Genomic DNA, 15,971 nt, shown 5'->3' on the forward strand with positions numbered 1-15,971 from the left:
TCAGCGCTCCCAGGCGGGCTTCCAGCCCTCGACGACGTGCTGCGTGTTCTCGGAGTAGGCCATCGAGCCGTCCGGCACGGCGTGGCGCACGACGGACCCGGCGCCGGTGGTCACGTCATCGCCGACCTCGACCGGCGCGACGAACAGGTTGCCGGCCCCGACATGCACGTTGGAGCCGATGCGGGTTCGGTTCTTGTGCACGCCGTCGTAGTTCGCGGTGATCGTGCCGCCGCCGATGTTGGTGTCCTCGCCGAGTTCGGCGTCGCCCACGTAGCTCAGGTGCGGCACCTTGGTGCGCTCTCCGATGCGCGCGTTCTTCATCTCGACGAACGCGCCGGCCTTGGTGTGCTCGCCGAGCTCGTTGCCCGGACGCAGGTAGGTCCACGGGCCGATCGTGGCGTGCGCGCCGATGTGCGTTCCCTGGACGCGGGAGCGCTCCACGGTGGCGCCGGCGTCGACGGTCGCGTCGATCAGCGTGGTGTACGGGCCGACCACGGCCCCCTCGCCGACGACGGTGCGCCCCTGCAGGAACGAGCCGGGCAGCACGGTCACGTCGCGCGACAGCTCGACGTCGTCCTCGATCCACGTGGTCTCCGGGTCGAGGATGGTCACGCCCTCGCGCATCCAGCGCTCGCACACGCGGCGGTTGTGCTGCCGGGAGAGCGTGGCGAGCTGCACGCGGTCGTTGACGCCCTCCACGCTCAGCGGGTCGGGCGCGGCGAACGCGCCGACGGTGCCGTCGGCCTTCGCGGTCTCCAGCGCGTCGGTCAGGTAGAACTCGCCCTGCGCGTTGTTCGAGTCGAGCCCGGCGATCGCCTTGGCCAGCACGGCGGCGTCGAACACGTACACCGAGGTGTTGACCTCGTGCACGGCCAGCTCGCTGCTGTTGGCGTCGCGCTGCTCGACGATGCGCAGCACGTTGCCCTCGCGGTCGCGGATGATGCGGCCGTAGCCGGTGGGGTCGTCGAGCATGGTGGTGAGCACGGTCGCGCCGTTGCCGCTGTCCTCGTGGAAGGCGAGCAGGTCGCGCAGCGTGGCGGCGTCCAGCAGCGGCATGTCCGAGGCGGCGATGAGCACCGGGCCGGTCAGCGGGCCGTCGGCGGCCAGCTGGTCCATCGCGCACTGCACGGCGCGGCCGGTGCCCGGCACGTCGTCCTGGCCGACGATGACGACGTCGTCGCGGTACGAGCGCGCGGCCCGGGCGACGCGTTCGGCCTGGTAATGCACGACGACGGCGAGCGTGTCGGGGTCGAGCGCCGAGACGGACGCCATCACGCGTTCGAGAAAGGTCTTGCCGGCGAAGGTGTGGAGCACCTTCGGGGTGGTGGAACGCATGCGGGTGCCCTCGCCGGCGGCAAGGATGATCGCGGCGGATAATGCCATGTGGTGTGTCTCCCATTCCTCGTGGACTCGCTTGCGGGGCGACGGCCGCGAGGGGCGCCGCCCCGGCTTTCGCAGGCTCCCCCACCTGGACTCGAACCAAGACAAAGGGTTCCAAAGACCCGTGTGCTGCCATTACACCATGGGGGATCGGCGGGACTGGGTCCCGCCACGTGTTCATTATGCCATACCGCCGGACTTCGTCAAACGGCGTGGCGGTCGGCCGTCAGGCGAACAGGAAGCCCTGGCCGTGGTGCTCGGGGTACGTGTCGAACAGCTCGGCGACCGAGCCGTCCTCGAACACGGCGCGGATGGCGCTGGCCAGCAGCGGCGCGATCGAGAGCACGGTCAGGCCGTCCCAGCGCTTCTCCTCCGGGATCGGCACGGTGTCGGTGAGCACGACCTCGCGGGCGCCGCTCTCCTTGAGCCGGTCGACGGCCGGGCCGGAGAGCACGCCGTGCGTGGCGACGACGGTGACGGACTTCGCGCCGGACTCGCGCAGCACCTTGCATGCCCCCGCGATGGTGCCGGCGGTGTCGATGAGGTCGTCGACCAGCACGCAGTCCTTGCCCTCGACCTCGCCGACCACGCGGTTGGACACGGCGTGGTTCGGCCGCGTGATGTCGCGGGTCTTGTGCACGAAGGCGAGCGGGCCGCCGCCCAGGCGCTGCGCCCACTGCTCGGCCACGCGGATGCGGCCGGCGTCCGGCGAGACGACGGCGACGTTGTCCAGATGGCCGCCGAAGCGGTCGCGGATGTAGTCGACGAGCACCGGCATCGCGATCAGGTGGTCGACCGGGCCGTCGAAGAAGCCCTGGGACTGCGCGGCGTGCAGGTCGACCGACATGATGCGGTCGGCGCCGGCGGTCTTGAGCAGGTCGAACACCAGGCGGCAGGAGATCGGCTCGCGGCCGCGGTGCTTCTTGTCCTGGCGCGAGTAGCCGAGCAGCGGGCACACGGCGGTGATCGAGCGGGCGGAGGCGCGCTTGAGCGCGTCGATCATGATGAGCTGCTCCATAATCGCCTTGTTCACCGGGTTGGCGTGGGTCTGCAGCACGAACACGTCGGCGCCACGGACCGATTCGGTGTAGCGCACGTACATCTCGCCGTTCGCGAAGTCGTAGGCCGTGGTCTCCAGCACGTCGATGCCGAGCTGCTCGGCCACGTCCGCCGCCAGCTTGGGATGCGCCCTGCCTGTGACGAGGATGAGGTTTTTATCGGGATGCCCTGTAAGGATTGCGCTCACCATATCTCCAAACGTTTGGTCGCTGAAGTGGACTCAGCCCAGTCTAACCATGTGCTGCGACGTGCGACACGGCCCCGGCGCCTCCGGCCGGAACCGCCGTGAGAGCGTTCACATCGGCGTTCTGGCGCGCCTAGCTCGCCGACCGGTTGCGGTACAGACCGTGCTTGCCGATGTACTGGACCACGCCGTCGGGCACGAGGTACCACACCGGCTCGTCGTGGGCCGCGCGCCGGCGCACGTCGGTCGAGGAGATCGCCAGAGCCGGGATCTCCAGCGTGTCGACGCGGCCCTCGGGGATGGGCGCGTGCTCGGCGCCCGAATAGCCCGGTCTCGTCACGGCCACGAAGTGCGCCAGCGCCCACATCTGGTCGGCGTCCTTCCATTCCATGATCTCGGCCACGGCGTCCGCGCCGGTGATGAAGAACAGCTCGGCGTCGGGGTGCTGGGCGCGGATGTCGCGCAGCGTGTCGATCGTGTAGGTGATGCCGGGGCGGTCGATGTCGACGCGCGACACCGTGAACTTCGGGTTCGACGCGGTGGCGATCACCGTCATCAGATAGCGGTCCTCGGCGTTGGTCACGTGCTTGTCGAGCTTGAACACCGGCCGGCCGGTCGGCACGAAGATCACCTCGTCCAGGTCGTACACCCAGGAGACCTCGGATGCCGCGACGAGATGCCCGTTGTGGATCGGGTCGAAGGTGCCGCCCATGATGCCGATGCGCGGCCGGCTGTGCCAGTTGCCGCGGGCGGAGAGCCGCCCGGTGCCGCGGGTGCGGACGGTCTGCACGCCCTCCGGCCGGGTCGACAGGTCCGACATGCGCCGCTCCGGCTCGCCGGACGGCCCCGCGACGGCGCCGACCGGGCCGGCGGCCCCGTGTCCGTTCACGACTTCCCCTCCCCGTCCTGCGCCTGCGTGCGGTCGGCGTCCTTCGTCTCGCGCTCGATCTCGTCGGCGGTGGGGTTGCCGTCCTGCGGGTCGATCTTGCCCATGTCCTCGTCCCACTCGTCCTGCACGACGCGGCGGATCTCGGCGAACGTCGGCAGCGGGAAGTCGGGCTGGTACAGCCCGCGGATCGCGGCCACCCGCTCGGTGACGCGGATCAGCGTGTCGGTCATGCCGTCGATGTCGCCGTCGTGCTCCAGCCGGCGGAAGCGCCCGATGTACTCCTCCATGAGCCTGATCTGCTCGAGCACCTCGGCCCGCTGGGCGTCGCCGATGTCGACCACCTCCGGCGAGTCGGCGCTCGGCCAGCCGATCAGCACGGCGTCCGCGTACTCGAGCGAGGCGCGCTGCGAGGCCGAGGCGATGCCGTCCTCGATCTGCACCAGGAACACGTACCGGACGATGCTCAGCCGTTCGGCCGCGATCTTCAGCCCCAGCCGGGGGTCGTCCAGGTCGGCCCCCCACGGGTTCGGCCACATGCCCCAGCCCTCGACGCTCTTCTCGTTTGCCTCGCTCATGCGCGCACCTGCCCCGTTCCGTATCCGATCCATTTGGTCGTGGTCATCTCCCGCAGGCCCATAGGCCCGCGGGCGTGCATCTTCTGCGTGGAGATGCCCAGCTCGGCGCCGAAGCCGAACACGCCGCCGTCGGTGAACCGCGTGGAGGCGTTGACCATCACCACCGCGGAGTCGACGCGCTGCGTGAACTCCTCGACGGCCGAGTAGTCCTCGGCGATGATCGCCTCGGTGTGCCCGGTGGAGTGCCGGTTGATGTGGGCGATCGCCTCGTCCAGCGAACCGACCACCCGCACGCCGATGATCGGCGCGAGGTACTCGGTGTCCCAGTCCTCCTCGGTGGCATGCGCCAGGTCGACCCCGCGGATCTGCGTCTCCTCGATGATCCGGTGCGCCGTCCCGTCGGCCCGGATCGCCACGCCGGCGCTCGCGAGCGCCTGGGCGCACATCGGCAGGAACGCGTCGGCGACGTCGCGGTGCACCAGCAGCTTCTCGGCGGCGTTGCACACGCCGACCCGCTGGGTCTTGGCGTTGAGGATGATCGGGATCGCCTTCTCCAGGTCGCCGCTGCGGTCGACGTAGATGTGGACGTTGCCGGCGCCGGTCTCGATGACCGGCACCTTGGAGTTGCGCACGACCGCCTGGATCAGCCCGGCCCCGCCGCGCGGCACGAGCAGGTCGATGTGGCCGCGCGCCTCCATCATCGCGGCGGCGCCCTCGCGGCCGAAGTCGTCGACGGTGTCGACCAGCGCGGGGTCGAACCCGCGTTCGGCGAGCGCGGCGCGCACGACCGCCAGCGTGGCCGCGTTCGTGCCGCCGGCGGCGTGCCCGCCGCGCAGAATCGCCGCGTTGCCGGACTTCAGGCACAGGCTGGCCACGTCCACGGTCACGTTCGGCCTGGCCTCGTAGATCATGCCGATCACCCCGATCGGCACGCGCACCTGGTTGAGCCGCAGGCCGTTGGGCAGCGTGTACCCGCGGACCACCTCGCCCAACGGGTCGGCCAGCGCGGCCACGTGGCGCACGCCGTCGGCCGACTGCCGTATGCGCCCCTCGTCGAAGCGCAGCCGGTCCAGCTTGCCCGCGTCCATGCCCTCGGCGCGGGCGCGCGCCATGTCCTCGCCGTTGGCGGCGGCGATGTCGCCGGCGTGCGCCTCGAGCGCATCGGCGACGGCCAGCAGCAGCGCGGCGCGCTCGGCCCCGGATGTGCGGGCCAGCCGCGTCTGCGCCGCCGAGGCCGCATCCGCCCGGGCGCACACCGCGTCGAACACCGGCGCCCGCACGGCGCCGGATTCTTGGATGTCGGGATTGGTCATACACCATAGGGTAGCGCAACGCGTCCCGGGACGGGCGCCCGCGCACGGCGGCGTTCCGGGATATGGGCGCCCCGCCCTCCGGCTGCCCACCGGCAAGGATAGACTGGGGGCGTTGCCATCAGCCGACTGTGAAGGAAGACCAGTGACCACGTTCCATAGCACGCGCAGCACCACCGATTCGCTCACCGCCAAGCAGGCGATCCGCATGGGCCTCGCCGCCGACGGCGGCCTGTTCGTCACCGACGCGCTCGGCGAGCGGCGCATCGACGTGGCCGGTCTGGTCGGCCGCCCATACCAGGACATCGCCGTCGAGGTGCTCGGCGTGCTGCTGCCCGACTTCACCCGCGACGAGCTGCGCGCCTGCGTCGGCGAGGCCTACGGCCCGCAGTGGGCCGACCCGGCCGTCACGCCGCTCAGGCCGCTGGGCGAGGACTGGGTCCTCGAGCTGTTCCACGGCCCGACCTGCGCGTTCAAGGACGTCGCGCTGCAGATCCTGCCGCGCTTCATGGCCCGCACCACGCCGGCCGACGGCGACCCGGACGAGCGGATCATGATCGTCACCGCCACCTCCGGCGACACCGGCAAGGCGGCGCTCGCCGGGTTCGCCGACGCGCCCGGCACCGGCATCACGGTGTTCTATCCGCAGGGCAAGGTCAGCCAGGTGCAGGAGCTGCAGATGACCACCCAGACCGGCTCGAACGTGACGGTGTGCGCGGTCGAGGGCAACTTCGACGACGCGCAGTCCGCGGTCAAGCGCATCTTCGGCGACCGCGGGCTCGCCGGCCGCCTGGCCTCGGACGCGCACGTGCGCCTGTCCTCGGCGAACTCGATCAACGTGGGCCGGCTGGTGCCCCAGGTGGTGTACTACTTCTCCGCCTACGTGCAGCTGGTGGAGCGCGGCGCGATCGCGCCCGGCGACGAGGTGGAGTTCTGCGTGCCGACCGGCAACTTCGGCGACATCCTCGCCGGCTACTACGCCAGGCTGCTGGGCCTGCCGGTCAAGCATCTGATCGTCGCCTCCGACCGCAACAACGTGCTGTTCGACTTCCTGACCACCGGCACCTACAACCGCAGGCGCCCGTTCTACCAGACGATCTCGCCGTCGATGGACATCCTGGTCTCCTCGAACCTGGAGCGCATGCTGTACTACATGGCCGACAAGGACACGCGCCTGATCCAGATGCTGATGAACGACCTCAGCCAGTGGGGCGCCTACGAGGTGCCCGAGGACCTGCTCGCCCGCATCCGCCAGCTGTTCGGCTGCGGCTGGGCCGACGAGGACCAGGTGCGCGCCTCGATCCGCGAGTGCTGGGAGCGCCACCGCTACGTCATCGACCCGCACACCGCCTGCGGCTACTTCGTGATGGGCCGGATGCCGCGCGACCCGGACACGCCGCGCGTGCTGCTGTCGACCGCCAGCCCGTACAAGTTCCCGCGCGTGGTCAACGAGTCGCTCGGCCTCGACGCGTCGGGCACCGACTTCGCATGCATGGACGTGCTCGCCCGCGAGACCGGCACGGCCGCCCCGGCCTCGCTGCGCGGGCTGGAGACCGCCGCCGTGCGCTTCGACGCCGTCACCGGCATCGACGGCATGGCCGGCGTGGTGGAGCGCGCCGCCGCGGCCCTGTGACGCCCGCATGACGCCCGCCGCGGCCCGGCCGCGGAACCCCCTATGATATGCGTGTCGCCGTGGCGCGCCATCGGCTGCCCGTCGGCAGCGCATGGCGCGCCACGGCGACACGCATATGCGGACCCGTGCGCTTTCCGGACGCGGGAGTTGCAGCCACAACCGCGGCTACAGCTCCTTGCGCAGCCAGATGCGGCGGGAGACGGCGTAGGAGACGGCGATCGCGGCGGCGCAGCACGCGACGCCGGCGACGGCCCATCCCCAGGCCGGCAACACGGCGAGGGCCCCGAGCACCGAGCGCTGCACCCCGTCCGGCACCAGCATGATCCAGATCGCCGCGAGCGCCGCGATCATGAACACCGCCGACCAGAACCAGCTGGAGGCCTTGGCGAACTCCAGCGCGTAGTAGAACGGCATCTCGAGCGCGACGATCAGGACGAACGCCGCCATCGCGGCCGCCGTCACCGGCGCCAGCGGGATCTGCGCCAGCGTCACCGCATCGCGCCCCGCCGCCGCGCCGTGCAGCGGCGTCGGCGTCAGCGCGATCAGCCACAGCATCACGTACTGCACGAGGATCTGCGCCAGGCAGATCAGGGCGATGACGCCGGCCGACAGGTACCGGCCGACGACCTGGTGCGCGCGCGTCACCGGCAGCAGCGCGCTGAGCCGGCCCGACTGGGCGGCGTTCGTGTTGACGAACAGCCCCGCGACCAGCAGCGCCCAGTAGCCCACCGTCAGCGTCAGGCAGATCGCCGTCGCCCCGACGGCGCCGATCAGGAATCCGAGCAGCGGGAACAGCAGGGGGCACAGCACGCTCACCAGCGTCGTGGAGGCGCCCGAATCGGTGATGGTCTCGTAGTCCAGGCGCATCATCAGCAGGAACGAGGGGCGCGCTCCGGCGCGCCGGACGGCCGTCGGCGCCGCGACGGGCGTCTGCGGGGTCATGGCGGTCATCTTCAGAACTCCTTTCGGCGCTGCAGACGCACGGAGGCCAACAGGGAGAGCGCGGCGGCGAGCGTCAGCGAGGCCACGCCCAGCGGGACGCCGACGCCCGGGTCGGCCAGCAGCGCGTCGAGGGCGCCGCCGAACGCGTCGAGCGCGGGTTCGGGGACGAACGTCACGGCGAGCGCCACGAGCGCGGCGAACCCGAGGAACAGCCCGCACAGCGCCAGCAGGGCCCTCCTGACGTCGGACCACCTGTAGAACAGCGGGAACAGCACCAGCTGCAGCAGCACGTAGCACCAGACGCCGGGCAGCGCCGACGAGCGCAGCAGCGAGCCCCAGGCGGCCGGCCCGCCGCCCTGGACCAGCGCGACGACGCCCAGCGCCGCGGCCATCTCCGCGAGGAACACCAGGGCGAACGCCAGCAGCGTCAGATACCGGCCGAACACCTGGTGGGTGCGGTTCGCGGGGATCACGCCGTTCATCCGGCGGTGGCCCTCCTGGCATTCGCAGGCGAACGCGGCGATCGGCAGGATCGAGCACACGCCGTAGGTGCTGCCGGTCACGCCGCCGATGCCGAAGCCGGAGCCGCCGTCCCTGCCGGCCATGCCGAAGACCACGGCGAAGAACAGCGGCAGGACGAACGGCACGAGATTGCCCGCCGAGCCCACGGCGACGCGCGCCATGTCCAGGCGGAACGAGATCAGCGTCGCACGCATCGCGCTCACACCTCCCCCGCGGCCGTGCGGCCGGTGTTCGTCAGCCGGATGATGTCGTCGATCGACGCCGGCTCGACGACGACCTCGTCGGCCGGCAGGTGCGGCAGGTTCTCCGTGCGCACCAGCGCGTCGAAGCCGGTCGCGTAGCGGTGCACGCCGACGACCGCCCCGTCCGGCAGCCGGTCGGGCAGGTCGGGCCCGCCCTTGACGACGCGGAACGACTCCTCGAACTCGTCCTTCGGCCCGGTGAAGTACAGCGTGCCGTGCGTGATGTAGGTGATGAAGTCGGCCGCGCGCTCCAGGTCGGCGGTGATGTGCGTGGAGAAGATCACGCTGTGCTCGCCGTCCTCGATGTAGGCGGCGAGGATGTCCATCAGCTCGTCGCGGGCGAGCACGTCCAGGCCGCTGGTCGGCTCGTCCAGGATGAGCAGCCGGGCGTCGTGGCTCAGGGCGACGGCGAGCATGAGCTTCATCTGCATGCCGCGCGACAGCTCCTTGACCTTCCTGCCGCGCTCGAGCCCGAAGCGGGCGAGGTAGCCGTCGAACGCCCTGCCGTCCCATGCGCGGTACATCGGGCGCATGACCCGCTCGACCTTGCCGACGGTCCAGGTCTCGACGAAGCAGCTGGTGTCGAAGACGACGCCGATCCGCTCCTTGACCGTCTCCTCGTCGGCGACGGCGTCCATGCCGAGCACCGAGATCCGCCCGGCGTCGCGGCGGATCATGTTGAGGATCAGCTTGATCAGCGTGGACTTGCCGGCGCCGTTGGGGCCGATGAGCCCCATGATGTAGCCGGCCGGCAGGTCGAAGGTGACGTCCTCCAGCGTGAAGCCGGAGTCGTAGCGTTTGGTCGCGCCCGTGACGGACAGCGCCGTCGGGAGTGTGGTGGTCATGGTCGGTCCTTGTAGCTCTCCTCGAGCATCGTCATCAGATCGAGAAGCGGGATGTCCGCGGCCTTCGCGGCGGTGCAGGTCTCGTCGAAGATCCGCCGGATGCGCTGGCGCGCGCGCCGCCTCATCAGCTCGTTGCCCCGGCTCATCACGAAGGTGCCCTTGCCCTGGATGTTCTCGACGATGCCCTCGTCGGCCAGTTCGTTGTACGCCCTGGTGACGGTGAGCACCGAGACGCGCAGCTCCTTGGCGAGCTTCCTGAGGGAGGGCAGCGCCTCCCCCGCGGCCAGCTCGCCCGAGAGCACCGCGGCCCGTATCTGGTCCTTGATCTGCTCGTATATCGGTTTTCCGGAGACGGATGAGATGATCAGCTTCATCCATATCCCCTTTCCTGGTAACGCTAGCGTGACAGTGTTTAACTGTCATGTATAACAGTATGACAGTTGCCGCCCAACTGTTCAACTCCGGAGCATAACAGCGTGTCGCGCGGCGCCCGCGGCACCAGGACCGCGGACCGGCCACGCCGGGACCGCGGAGACGTCGGGCCATGGGCTCCCGGCATCGGACCGCACGCCGTGGCTACAGCCGCCTCGGGGCGTCGGCGAAGTCGGCGAGCACGCCGTCGGCCAGCCGGCGGATCCGCGGCCAGTCGTCCGCCGACGAGTCGTCGTACACCGCCCAGACCGCCATGCCGGCCGCCCTGGCCGACCTCATCCCGACCAGCAGGTCCTCGAACACCGTGCAGTCGCCGGGCGCGACCCCCAGCCGCCGCGCCGCCTCCAGGTAGATGTCCGGGCGGTCCTTGCCCACGCCGCCGACGTCGTCGACGCCGACGACCTCGTCGAAGAACACGTCGATGCCCACATGGGCCATCGCCGGGCCGCGCAGCGCCGGCGTGAGCGTCGTGGCCACCGCCAGCGAGGCGCCGGACTCCTTCAGCCCGCGCAGGTACTCGACCGCATGCGGCTTGGCCTCGACCGTCGTCGCGTAGGCGGTGCGCGCCATGGCGTCCCACTCGGCCATCAGCGCCTCGGGCGTGTCCGGCAGGCCGAAGCGCGCGATCGTGTATTCGGCGATCTGCCGGAACTGCATCGCGCAGACCGCGGCCATGTAGTCGTCGGGCACGGCGATGCCGCGGCGCCCCAGGAAGTCGATGTCGACCTGATCCCATACGCCCATCGAGTCCAGCAGCGTGCCGTCCAGGTCGAAGATGGCCGCCTTGCCGGCGTTGATGCCCATGCCCTCCATGCCTAAGCCGCCCGTCCTAGTCCAGGCGGCTGTCGGCGAGCAGCTCGCGGGCGTGGCCCAGGGAGGCCTCGGACTCGCTGCCGGAGAGCATGCGGGCGATCTCGCGTTCGCGTTCGACGCCGCGCACCTCGCGCACGCCGGTCGCCACGCCCTGATCGCCGCCGTCCTTGCTGACGACGAACTGCGCGTCCGCCCACGAGGCGACCTGCGCCAGGTGGGTGACGACGATGACCTGCGCGCTGCGGGCGAGCCGGGCCAGCCGCCGGCCCAGCTCGACGGCCGACTTGCCGCCGACGCCGGCGTCGACCTCGTCGAAGATGAACGTCATCGGCGGCGCGCCGGCCCCGGCGCCGTCGCCCGTGCGGCGCTCCGCGGCGACCAGCTCGAGCGCCAGCATCAGCCGGCTCAGCTCGCCGCCCGAGGCGCTGGTGCCCATCGGCAGCTTCGGCGAGCCGGGGAACGGGGTGAACAGGAACGCGATGTCGTCGCAGCCGTGCGCGTCCAGCGGCCAGGTCGCCGCGTCGGCGGCCCCGGCCTTCGGGCGTCGTCCGTCCGCGTCGCGCGGGGTCACCTCGATGTCCAGGGCGGCGCCGGCCATCGCCAGCGAGGCCAGCTCCTCGCCCACGCGCCCGGAAAGCGATGCGGCCGCGGCGGCGCGGGCCGCGGACAGCGCGCGGGCCGCACGCAGCGCCTCGTCGAACAGCCGGTCGCGCTCGCGGCGCAGCTCGGCGAGCTTCTCCGGGGAGGCGTCGAGGTCCTCGACGTCGAGCGCCGCCTTGTCGCGCCAGGCGATCACGTCGGCCAGGGTCGGCCCCCAGCGGCGGGTGAGCTCGCCCAGCTCGTGGATGCGGCCGTTGATCGCGTCGAGGTCGTCCACGCTCTCCTCGCCGTCGATCTGCCGCGACAGCGTGAACACGACGTCCGCCAGGTCGGCGTTGATGGATTCCAGCCGGTCGGCCGTGTCCTCGAACATGCCGTCGACGCGGATCGCGCGCAGCGACTGGACCGCGTGGGTGATCATGTCGCAGGCGCCCCGCGCGTCGGGGTCGCCCATCGCCGTGGCGTCCAGCGCGGCCAGCGCGCCGGAGACGCCCTGCGCGATCTCGGCCGCGTTCTCGATGCGCGAGCGGCGGGCCTTGAGCTCGTCGTCCTCCCCCGGCTGCGGGTCGACGCGGTTGATCCGCTCGATCGACTCGCGCAGGTAGTCGGCCTGCTGGCGCATCGACGCCTCCTGGCGCTCCAGCCGCTCCAGCCGCCCGTCGACGGCGCGCAGCGCCTCCCAGGCCCGCCGGTAGGCGTCGAGTTCGGCGCGGTCCCCGGCCACCATGTCTAGGAATTCGCGCTGGCGGGCGGACGAGGCGATGCGCAGCTGGTCGGACTGGCCGTGGACGGTCACCAGGCCGTCGGCGACCTGCGCCAGCACGGAACGCGGCACGCTTTTGCCGTTGAGCACCGCGCGCGAACGGCCGGAAGCCGGCACGGTGCGCGCCAGGAACAGCTCGCCGTCCTCCGGGTCCGCCCCGGCCTCGCGCGCCGCTTCGGCCGCCGCGGCGTCGTCGGCGACGGCGAACACGCCCTGCGCCCACGCCTGGCTCGCGTCGGCCGAGACGCGGCCGGCATCCGCCGGGCCGCCCGAGATCAGGCGGATGGCGCTGAGCAGCATCGACTTGCCGGCGCCCGTCTCGCCGGTGATCGCGGTCATGCCGGCGGCCGGCGTGAGCACGGCCGAGCGGATGGGGCCCAGATCGCGGATCTGCAGTTCCTCAAGCATCAGCGTTCGCCTCCGTCCGTCGCGTAGGCCGCGCCGGCCCCGCCGCGCTCCCCGCCGCCGTGGCGCGCGTCGCCGGTCTTGCGGGCCTGCTCGCGCCAGCCGACCACGGGCAGGTCGAACTTGCTGACCAGACGGTTGGTGAACGGCACGCCGGACAGGCGCGCCAGACGCAGCGTCCCCTTGGATTCGCGCACGTCCACGCGCGTGCCCTTCGGCAGCTCGCGCTGGCGGCGGCCGTCGCAGCAGATCCACCCGTCGGAGGCGGAGTCCTCGAGGATGTCCATCGTGAACGTCGATCCCGAGCCGATGACCAGCGGCCGCGCGAACAGCGCGTGCGCGGCCAGCGGCACCAGCTGCAGCGCCTTGACGTTCGGCCAGATGACCGGGCCGCCGGCCGAGAACGCGTACGCGGTCGAGCCGGTGGGCGTCGAGACGATGACGCCGTCGCAGCCGAACGAGCTCATCTCCACGTCGTCGACGCGGATCGACAGCTCCACCATCTTGCCCCGGTCGGAGCGCTCCAGCGTGATGTCGTTGAGCGCCCAGTCCTCCAGCGGCCCGTCCGCGCCGGGCAGCCACACGTCCGTATGCGCGATCATGCGCTCGTCGATCGAATAGTCGTGGTCGGCGACGCGCCTGATCGCCTCGCTCATCTGGAAGCTCTCGAACTCGGCGAGGAAGCCGACGTGGCCCAGGTTCACGCCGAGGATCGGCACGCGGGTGCAGTGCACGAGCTCGGCGGCGCGCAGGATCGTGCCGTCGCCGCCCAGGACGACGACGATCTCGGTGTCCTCGTCCACCCGCGGCGAGCTGACGCCGAAGTCGGGCGCCGCCACGTTGTCGATGATCTCCACGTCGAACCCGGCGTGTCTGAGCTGGCTCACCGCCTCGGCGATCACCGTCCCGCTCTCGCGCAGGCGGCTGTGCGTCACGACCACGGCCCGGCGTCTCAAGCCCATATCCGACCTTCCCATCACGTATGCCGACGGCGTGTCCCGCCGTACCATCCCCCATCCTAACCGAAGCCGACCACCCCCGCCGTACAATGGTGCCATTGGCCGAAACGAAATCATGTCGGGCAGCGCGCCACGCGACCGACCGCATCGAGCCCCGCTTGGGCCTGCACAAGGAGCAACCATGTCGCACAGCGACCGCAATCCGGCCCCCCGTGAACCGCGGGGGACGCGGAGACGACGGCGGGACCCCTGGCACCTGCTCGTCGACCCAGTCCAGGATCCCTCCACCCGGCAACGGGTGTTCGGCGACCTCCTCCTGGCGTACCCGGGGCGGCTGACCATCATCTACTTCGTCGTCCTCATCGTCGTCGCCACCGGTGCGCTGACGCTGCCGGTCTCCTCGCGCTCGCCGGGCTCCACCGACCTGCTCACCGCGTTCTACACCGCGGTCTCGGCGCTGTCGACCTGCGGCATCCCGATCGTGAACAGCACCGAGCACTGGAGCATGTTCGGCCAGGGCATCATCCTGCTGTCCGTGCAGCTCGGCGGCCTGGGCGTGATGACCTTCGCCTCGCTGGTCATGATGGTCGCCACGCGCCACCTGCGGGCCTCGCAGCGGCTGCGCACCGCCAACGAGCTGGGCGCGGCCAAGCTCAGCGAGGTCAGGGACGTGCTCAAGGTCGTGTTCGTCACGACCTTCGTCATCGAGGCGATCACGTTCGTCGCCCTGTTCCCCGGCCTGCTCGGCGTCAACCGAGGCGACCTGGGGCGCACGGCCTGGGAGGCGCTGTTCTACGCGGTCTCGGCCTACAACAACACCGGCTTCACCCCGGACGCCGCCGGGCTGCACGTCAACAACCTCGCCATCGGCCTGCCGATCCTGCTCAGCGCGTTCTGCGGCACGCTCGGCTTCCCGGTGCTGCTCAACCTGGCCCGCGCCATCCGCGGGCGCATCGCCCCCAGGCGCTGGCAGCTGCACACCAAGCTCACGCTGGTGACCACCGGCGTCCTGGTGCTGTGCTCGCTGCTGTGGTTCGTGGCCGTCGAATGGAACAACGACGCGATGTTCGCCGACGCGGACATGGCCACCAGGGTCCGCGCCGCGCTCTCCGCCGCGGTGATGCCCCGGTCGGCCGGCTTCGACCTGTCCTGGGTGCCGGACGTCAGCGAGCCGACCAAGGTGTTCATGAGCGCGCTGATGTTCATCGGCGGCGGCAGCTCGTCGACCGCCGGCGGCATCCGCGTGACCACGCTCGCCGTGCTGTTCCTGACCTGCCGGGCCGCGTTCACCGGGCACACCGACGTGGTGGCGTTCCGCCGGCGCATCCCCACGCGCGTGGTGATGATGTCGCTGAGCATCACGCTGGTGTTCGTCGTGCTCACCTTCGCCGCGGCGCTCGCGCTGATGTTCATCACCGGCATGCCGCTGACCGACGTGTTGTTCGAGTCCTGCTCGGCCCTGAGCCTGGGCGGCTACTCGATGGGCGTGGCCAACGCCGACGACCCGGCCTCGCTGCTCGTGCTCGCGCTGCTGATGATCGCCGGCCGCATCGGCCCGACGTCGGTGGTCTACGCGATCGGCCGGCCCGGCGCGTCGGAGACTGTCCGGTATCCGGAGGAAAGTATCATCGTCGGCTAGCGCACACGGCCGCGCGGGCGGCCGGGCATTCGTTCGGAAAGGATAAGGTGATTGGCGATGGCGGACGGCAACCGCAGCGTACTGGTGGTCGGTCTGGGACGGTTCGGCAGCGCGGTGGCGACCACGCTCGAGCAGATGGGCCAGGACGTGCTGGCGGTCGACCGGGACGCCGAGCTGGTCAACCGCTGGTCGACGATCCTGCCGACCGTGCAGGCCGACCTAACGGACGTGATGGCCGTCGAGCAGATCGGCGTGTCCGACTTCAGCACCGCGGTCGTGGCGATCGGCGACAGCGTCGAGGCCTCGGTCATCGTCACCGGCAACCTGCTGGACGCCGGCATCAGCGACATCTGGGCCAAGTCGGTGTCGCTGCAGCACGCGCGCATCCTCGAGCGCATCGGCGCCGGGCACATCATCAACGCGGAGACCGACGCCGGCAAGCGCATCGGGCACCTGGTCTCCGGCAACTACCTGGACTACATCGAGATCGACGGCCCGCACTCGGTCGTCAAGATCCACACCCCCAACCGCTTGGTCGGCTACAGCATCGCCGAGGCGAAGGTGCACGAGCGCTACGGCGTGACCGTCGTGGCGATCAAGTCGCCGAACCGCGACCTGGAGTACGGCTCGAAGGACCTGGTGATGCACCGCAACGACGAGCTCATCATCATGGGCACGCAGGACCAGATCGAGCGCTTCATCAGGGGTTGACGCGACGGAGACCCCTCCGCAAACCCCCTATCCATCCCCCTCAACCCCCTCGCAACACACGTGTACCA

The 15,971-nt window shown here is 70.9% G+C and carries 15 protein-coding genes and 1 tRNA gene; 3 read left to right on the forward strand and 13 right to left on the reverse strand.

Annotated elements, in window-relative coordinates; all coding sequences use genetic code 11:
- The 6 genes from glmU to KIH73_RS05685 form a co-directional block, all read right to left on the reverse strand.
- Nucleotides 1–1,383: a bifunctional UDP-N-acetylglucosamine diphosphorylase/glucosamine-1-phosphate N-acetyltransferase GlmU gene (gene glmU, locus KIH73_RS05660; protein ID WP_219081432.1), complete on the reverse strand. Its 1,383-nt coding sequence runs from the start codon at nt 1,381–1,383 to the stop codon at nt 1–3.
- 76 nt (nt 1,384–1,459) lie between these two features.
- A tRNA-Gln gene (locus KIH73_RS05665) sits at nt 1,460–1,530 on the reverse strand.
- A 76-nt stretch (nt 1,531–1,606) separates the two neighbouring features.
- The gene (locus KIH73_RS05670; RefSeq protein ID WP_219081435.1) at nt 1,607–2,629 is read right to left on the reverse strand and encodes a ribose-phosphate diphosphokinase; all 1,023 of its coding nucleotides are present in this window, start codon (nt 2,627–2,629) and stop codon (nt 1,607–1,609) included.
- Nucleotides 2,630–2,756: 127 nt separating this feature from the next.
- The gene (gene nadD, locus KIH73_RS05675) at nt 2,757–3,443 is read right to left on the reverse strand and encodes a nicotinate-nucleotide adenylyltransferase (RefSeq protein ID WP_219081485.1); all 687 of its coding nucleotides are present in this window, start codon (nt 3,441–3,443) and stop codon (nt 2,757–2,759) included.
- Nucleotides 3,444–3,508: 65 nt separating this feature from the next.
- Nucleotides 3,509–4,048 (reverse strand): phosphoribosylglycinamide synthetase, encoded by a 540-nt coding sequence (locus tag KIH73_RS05680; RefSeq protein ID WP_219081487.1) that lies wholly within the window; start codon nt 4,046–4,048, stop codon nt 3,509–3,511.
- A gap of 35 nt (nt 4,049–4,083) precedes the next feature.
- Nucleotides 4,084–5,400: a glutamate-5-semialdehyde dehydrogenase gene (locus KIH73_RS05685; RefSeq protein WP_219081437.1), complete on the reverse strand. Its 1,317-nt coding sequence runs from the start codon at nt 5,398–5,400 to the stop codon at nt 4,084–4,086.
- 142 nt (nt 5,401–5,542) lie between these two features.
- On the opposite strand from KIH73_RS05685, the gene thrC reads away from it, so the two are divergent.
- On the forward strand, nt 5,543–7,030 hold the full coding sequence (thrC, locus tag KIH73_RS05690; RefSeq protein WP_338023964.1) for a threonine synthase: 1,488 nt from the start codon (nt 5,543–5,545) through the stop codon (nt 7,028–7,030).
- A 165-nt stretch (nt 7,031–7,195) separates the two neighbouring features.
- Here thrC and KIH73_RS05695 read toward each other — a convergent pair whose 3' ends face one another.
- The 7 genes from KIH73_RS05695 to KIH73_RS05725 form a co-directional block, all read right to left on the reverse strand.
- Complete coding sequence (locus KIH73_RS05695; RefSeq protein WP_219081441.1) at nt 7,196–7,981, reverse strand: ABC-2 transporter permease; 786 nt, start codon at nt 7,979–7,981, stop codon at nt 7,196–7,198.
- A gap of 2 nt (nt 7,982–7,983) precedes the next feature.
- Nucleotides 7,984–8,697, reverse strand: coding sequence for a hypothetical protein (locus KIH73_RS05700; RefSeq protein WP_219081443.1), 714 nt, complete (start codon nt 8,695–8,697; stop codon nt 7,984–7,986).
- A complete protein-coding gene (locus KIH73_RS05705; protein ID WP_219081445.1) occupies nt 8,694–9,581 on the reverse strand; it encodes an ABC transporter ATP-binding protein in 888 nt (295 codons plus the stop codon). Before KIH73_RS05705 ends, KIH73_RS05700 begins: the two co-directional genes overlap by 4 nt.
- On the reverse strand, nt 9,578–9,955 hold the full coding sequence (locus tag KIH73_RS05710) for a GntR family transcriptional regulator (RefSeq protein WP_219081447.1): 378 nt from the start codon (nt 9,953–9,955) through the stop codon (nt 9,578–9,580). Before KIH73_RS05710 ends, KIH73_RS05705 begins: the two co-directional genes overlap by 4 nt.
- A 202-nt stretch (nt 9,956–10,157) precedes the next feature.
- Entirely contained in the window at nt 10,158–10,817 is a 660-nt protein-coding gene (locus KIH73_RS05715; RefSeq protein WP_219081449.1) for an HAD family hydrolase, read from the reverse strand.
- A 25-nt stretch (nt 10,818–10,842) separates the two neighbouring features.
- Nucleotides 10,843–12,597 carry a DNA repair protein RecN gene (gene recN, locus KIH73_RS05720; RefSeq protein WP_219081451.1) on the reverse strand — a complete coding sequence of 585 codons (1,755 nt, stop codon included), beginning with the start codon at nt 12,595–12,597 and terminating at the stop codon, nt 10,843–10,845.
- Entirely contained in the window at nt 12,597–13,556 is a 960-nt protein-coding gene (locus KIH73_RS05725) for an NAD kinase (protein ID WP_219081453.1), read from the reverse strand. The genes recN and KIH73_RS05725 overlap by 1 nt, the downstream gene beginning before the upstream one ends.
- Nucleotides 13,557–13,734: 178 nt before the next feature.
- Here KIH73_RS05725 and KIH73_RS05730 point away from each other — a divergent pair, with 178 nt between their 5' ends.
- Nucleotides 13,735–15,192, forward strand: coding sequence for a TrkH family potassium uptake protein (locus KIH73_RS05730; RefSeq protein ID WP_219081455.1), 1,458 nt, complete (start codon nt 13,735–13,737; stop codon nt 15,190–15,192).
- 57 nt (nt 15,193–15,249) lie between these two features.
- Complete coding sequence (locus KIH73_RS05735; RefSeq protein WP_219081457.1) at nt 15,250–15,903, forward strand: potassium channel family protein; 654 nt, start codon at nt 15,250–15,252, stop codon at nt 15,901–15,903.
- Nucleotides 15,904–15,971 lie beyond the last annotated feature (68 nt).

This window comes from Bifidobacterium phasiani, from assembly GCF_019331775.1.
GTDB classification, from domain to species: Bacteria; Actinomycetota; Actinomycetes; order Actinomycetales; family Bifidobacteriaceae; genus Bifidobacterium; species Bifidobacterium phasiani.